The following is a 5,157-nucleotide window of genomic DNA, read 5'->3' on the forward strand; positions in this document are numbered from 1 at the left end:
CTGTGTTCGGCATGGGTACAGGTGTATCTCCTAGGCTATCGTCACTTAACTCTGAGTAATACCTACTCAAAATTGAATATCTATCAAATACCAAGAAAACCTCACACTTCGTATTCTCAGTTACTTTGGATAAGTCCTCGAGCTATTAGTATTAGTCCGCTACATGTGTCGCCACACTTCCACTTCTAACCTATCTACCTGATCATCTCTCAGGGCTCTTACTGATATAAAATCATGGGAAATCTCATCTTGAGGTGGGTTTCACACTTAGATGCTTTCAGCGTTTATCCCTTCCCTACATAGCTACCCAGCGATGCCTTTGGCAAGACAACTGGTACACCAGCGGTAAGTCCACTCTGGTCCTCTCGTACTAGGAGCAGATCCTCTCAAATTTCCTACGCCCGCGACGGATAGGGACCGAACTGTCTCACGACGTTCTGAACCCAGCTCGCGTGCCGCTTTAATGGGCGAACAGCCCAACCCTTGGGACCGACTACAGCCCCAGGATGCGACGAGCCGACATCGAGGTGCCAAACCTCCCCGTCGATGTGAACTCTTGGGGGAGATAAGCCTGTTATCCCCAGGGTAGCTTTTATCCGTTGAGCGATGGCCCTTCCATACGGAACCACCGGATCACTAAGCCCGACTTTCGTCCCTGCTCGAGTTGTAGCTCTCGCAGTCAAGCTCCCTTATACCTTTACACTCTGCGAATGATTTCCAACCATTCTGAGGGAACCTTTGGGCGCCTCCGTTACCTTTTAGGAGGCGACCGCCCCAGTCAAACTGCCCGTCAGACACTGTCTCCGATAGGGATAACCTATCCGGGTTAGAGTGGCCATAACACAAGGGTAGTATCCCAACAACGTCTCCTTCGAAACTGGCGTCCCGATCTCATAGACTCCTACCTATCCTGTACATGTGGTACAGACACTCAATATCAAACTGCAGTAAAGCTCCATGGGGTCTTTCCGTCCTGTCGCGGGTAACCTGCATCTTCACAGGTACTAAAATTTCACCGAGTCTCTCGTTGAGACAGTGCCCAAATCATTACGCCTTTCGTGCGGGTCGGAACTTACCCGACAAGGAATTTCGCTACCTTAGGACCGTTATAGTTACGGCCGCCGTTTACTGGGGCTTCAATTCATACCTTCGGATTACTCCTAAGCACTCCTCTTAACCTTCCAGCACCGGGCAGGCGTCACCCCCTATACATCATCTTACGATTTAGCAGAGAGCTGTGTTTTTGATAAACAGTTGCTTGGGCCTATTCACTGCGGCTGACTTAAAGTCAGCACCCCTTCTCCCGAAGTTACGGGGTCATTTTGCCGAGTTCCTTAACGAGAGTTCTCTCGCTCACCTGAGGCTACTCGCCTCGACTACCTGTGTCGGTTTGCGGTACGGGTAGAGTATGTTTAAACGCTAGAAGCTTTTCTTGGCAGTGTGACATCACTAACTTCGCTACTAAACTTCGCTCCCCATCACAGCTCAATGTTATAGATATAAGCATTTGACTCATATCACACCTCACTGCTTAGACAGACACTTCCATTCGTCTGCTTTAGTTAGCCTACTGCGTCCCTCCATCACTACATACTCTAGTACAGGAATATCAACCTGTTGTCCATCGGATACACCTTTCGGTCTCTCCTTAGGTCCCGACTAACCCAGGGCGGACGAGCCTTCCCCTGGAAACCTTAGTCTTACGGTGGACAGGATTCTCACCTGTCTTTCGCTACTCATACCGGCATTCTCACTTCTATGCGTTCCAGCACTCCTCACGGTATACCTTCTTCACACATAGAACGCTCTCCTACCATACCTATAAAGGTATCCACAGCTTCGGTAAATTGTTTTAGCCCCGGTACATTTTCGGCGCAGGGTCACTCGACTAGTGAGCTATTACGCACTCTTTGAATGAATAGCTGCTTCTAAGCTAACATCCTAGTTGTCTGTGCAACCCCACATCCTTTTCCACTTAACAATTATTTTGGGACCTTAGCTGGTGGTCTGGGCTGTTTCCCTTTCGACTACGGATCTTAGCACTCGCAGTCTGACTGCCGACCATAATTCATTGGCATTCGGAGTTTATCTGAGATTGGTAATCCGGGATGGACCCCTCACCCAAACAGTGCTCTACCTCCAAGAATCTTTATGTCGACGCTAGCCCTAAAGCTATTTCGGAGAGAACCAGCTATCTCCAAGTTCGTTTGGAATTTCTCCGCTACCCACAAGTCATCCAAGCACTTTTCAACGTGCCCTGGTTCGGTCCTCCAGTGCGTCTTACCGCACCTTCAACCTGCTCATGGGTAGGTCACATGGTTTCGGGTCTACGACATGATACTAAGGCGCCCTATTCAGACTCGGTTTCCCTGCGGCTCCGTCTCTTCAACTTAACCTCGCATCATATCGTAACTCGCCGGTTCATTCTACAAAAGGCACGCTCTCACCCATTAACGGGCTCGAACTTGTTGTAGGCACACGGTTTCAGGTTCTATTTCACTCCCCTCCCGGGGTGCTTTTCACCTTTCCCTCACGGTACTGGTTCACTATCGGTCACTAGGGAGTATTTAGGGTTGGGAGATGGTCCTCCCAGATTCCGACGGGATTTCACGTGTCCCGCCGTACTCAGGATACTGCTAGGTACAAAGACTATTTTAAATACGAGGCTATTACTCTCTTTGGCTGATCTTCCCAAATCATTCTTCTATAATCTTTGAGTCCACATTGCAGTCCTACAACCCCGAAGAGTAAACTCTTCGGTTTGCCCTCCTGCCGTTTCGCTCGCCGCTACTAAGGCAATCGCTTTTGCTTTCTCTTCCTGCAGCTACTTAGATGTTTCAGTTCACTGCGTCTTCCTCCTCACATCCTTAACAGATGCGGGTAACAGGTAGTACCTGTTGGGTTCCCCCATTCGGAAATCCCTGGATCATCGCTTACTTACAGCTACCCAAGGCATATCGTCGTTTGTCACGTCCTTCTTCGGCTCCTAGTGCCAAGGCATCCACCGTGCGCCCTTATTAACTTAACCTTATTTTTTGACCTTTCAGTCATAAACTCTTTTAATACTACAGCGTTTCGGTTTATTTTCTTGTTACTATTTGATATAGATATTCAATTTTCAATGTGCATTACTTGGTGATCTCTCACCAATGGAGCCTAGCGGGATCGAACCGCTGACCTCCTGCGTGCAAAGCAGGCGCTCTCCCAGCTGAGCTAAGGCCCCACAAGACCTCTCAAGACTAAACAAGACCAATGTGCAGTTCCTTATCCTTAGAAAGGAGGTGATCCAGCCGCACCTTCCGATACGGCTACCTTGTTACGACTTCACCCCAATCATCTATCCCACCTTAGGCGGCTGGCTCCTAAAAGGTTACCTCACCGACTTCGGGTGTTACAAACTCTCGTGGTGTGACGGGCGGTGTGTACAAGGCCCGGGAACGTATTCACCGCGGCGTGCTGATCCGCGATTACTAGCGATTCCGACTTCATGTAGGCGAGTTGCAGCCTACAATCCGAACTGAGACTGGCTTTAAGAGATTAGCTTGCCGTCACCGGCTTGCGACTCGTTGTACCAGCCATTGTAGCACGTGTGTAGCCCAGGTCATAAGGGGCATGATGATTTGACGTCATCCCCACCTTCCTCCGGTTTATTACCGGCAGTCTCGCTAGAGTGCCCAACTGAATGATGGCAACTAACAATAGGGGTTGCGCTCGTTGCGGGACTTAACCCAACATCTCACGACACGAGCTGACGACAACCATGCACCACCTGTCACCTCTGTCCCGAAGGAAAACTCTATCTCTAGAGCGATCAGAGGGATGTCAAGACCTGGTAAGGTTCTTCGCGTTGCTTCGAATTAAACCACATGCTCCACCGCTTGTGCGGGCCCCCGTCAATTCCTTTGAGTTTCAACCTTGCGGTCGTACTCCCCAGGCGGAGTGCTTAATGCGTTAGCTGCGGCACTAAACCCCGGAAAGGGTCTAACACCTAGCACTCATCGTTTACGGCGTGGACTACCAGGGTATCTAATCCTGTTTGCTCCCCACGCTTTCGAGCCTCAGCGTCAGTTACAAGCCAGAGAGCCGCTTTCGCCACCGGTGTTCCTCCATATATCTACGCATTTCACCGCTACACATGGAATTCCACTCTCCCCTCTTGCACTCAAGTTAAACAGTTTCCAAAGCGTACTATGGTTAAGCCACAGCCTTTAACTTCAGACTTATCTAACCGCCTGCGCTCGCTTTACGCCCAATAAATCCGGACAACGCTCGGGACCTACGTATTACCGCGGCTGCTGGCACGTAGTTAGCCGTCCCTTTCTGGTAAGATACCGTCACAGTGTGAACTTTCCACTCTCACACTCGTTCTTCTCTTACAACAGAGCTTTACGATCCGAAAACCTTCTTCACTCACGCGGCGTTGCTCGGTCAGACTTCCGTCCATTGCCGAAGATTCCCTACTGCTGCCTCCCGTAGGAGTCTGGGCCGTGTCTCAGTCCCAGTGTGGCCGATCACCCTCTCAGGTCGGCTATGTATCGTTGCCTTGGTGAGCCGTTACCTCACCAACTAGCTAATACAACGCAGGTCCATCTGGTAGTGATGCAATTGCACCTTTTAAGCAAATGTCATGCAACATCTACTATTATGCGGTATTAGCTATCGTTTCCAATAGTTATCCCCCGCTACCAGGCAGGTTACCTACGCGTTACTCACCCGTTCGCAACTCATCCAGAGAAGCAAGCTCCTCCTTCAGCGTTCTACTTGCATGTATTAGGCACGCCGCCAGCGTTCGTCCTGAGCCAGGATCAAACTCTCATTAAAAGTTTGAGTTCTCACTCATTTCTGTCACTGACAGATTTATTGTTTTTTCATTGTTCAGTACTATAACCTTAGTTATAGTGCCCTGCACATTGGTTCGTCTTGTTCAGTTTTCAAAGGTCTTTGTCACTCATTCTCTCGAGCGACAACTATATTAGTATATCACAGCTACCTGCCTCTGTCAACAGATTTTTTAAACTTTTTTCAAGTTTTTTTAACCGCAATACACCATAGTCCGTACGGGATTCGAACCCGTGTTACCGCCGTGAAAAGGCGGTGTCTTAACCCCTTGACCAACGGACCTTGAGCTTTTCAACTCTTTCTATTATACCTACTTTT

At 49.3% G+C, this 5,157-nt stretch carries 2 tRNA genes and 2 rRNA genes; all 4 read right to left on the reverse strand.

Annotated features, from left to right (window positions below):
- Window positions 1-125 precede the first annotated feature (125 nt).
- The 4 genes from M1F63_RS10030 to M1F63_RS10045 all read right to left on the reverse strand — a co-directional run bounded on the left by M1F63_RS10030 (window position 126) and on the right by M1F63_RS10045 (window position 5,121).
- Window positions 126-3,028 (reverse strand): 23S ribosomal RNA (locus M1F63_RS10030).
- 122 nt (window positions 3,029-3,150) lie between these two features.
- Window positions 3,151-3,223, reverse strand: a tRNA-Ala gene (locus M1F63_RS10035).
- Window positions 3,224-3,274: 51 nt separating this feature from the next.
- Window positions 3,275-4,821, reverse strand: a 16S ribosomal RNA gene (locus tag M1F63_RS10040).
- The 16S and 23S rRNA genes sit together here with 2 tRNA genes alongside, the layout of an rRNA operon.
- Window positions 4,822-5,049: 228 nt before the next feature.
- Window positions 5,050-5,121 (reverse strand) — tRNA-Glu (locus M1F63_RS10045).
- Between the last annotated feature and the right edge of the window lie 36 nt (window positions 5,122-5,157).

This window comes from Streptococcus oralis (genome assembly GCF_023109155.1).
GTDB classification, from domain to species: Bacteria; Bacillota; Bacilli; order Lactobacillales; family Streptococcaceae; genus Streptococcus; species Streptococcus oralis_BZ.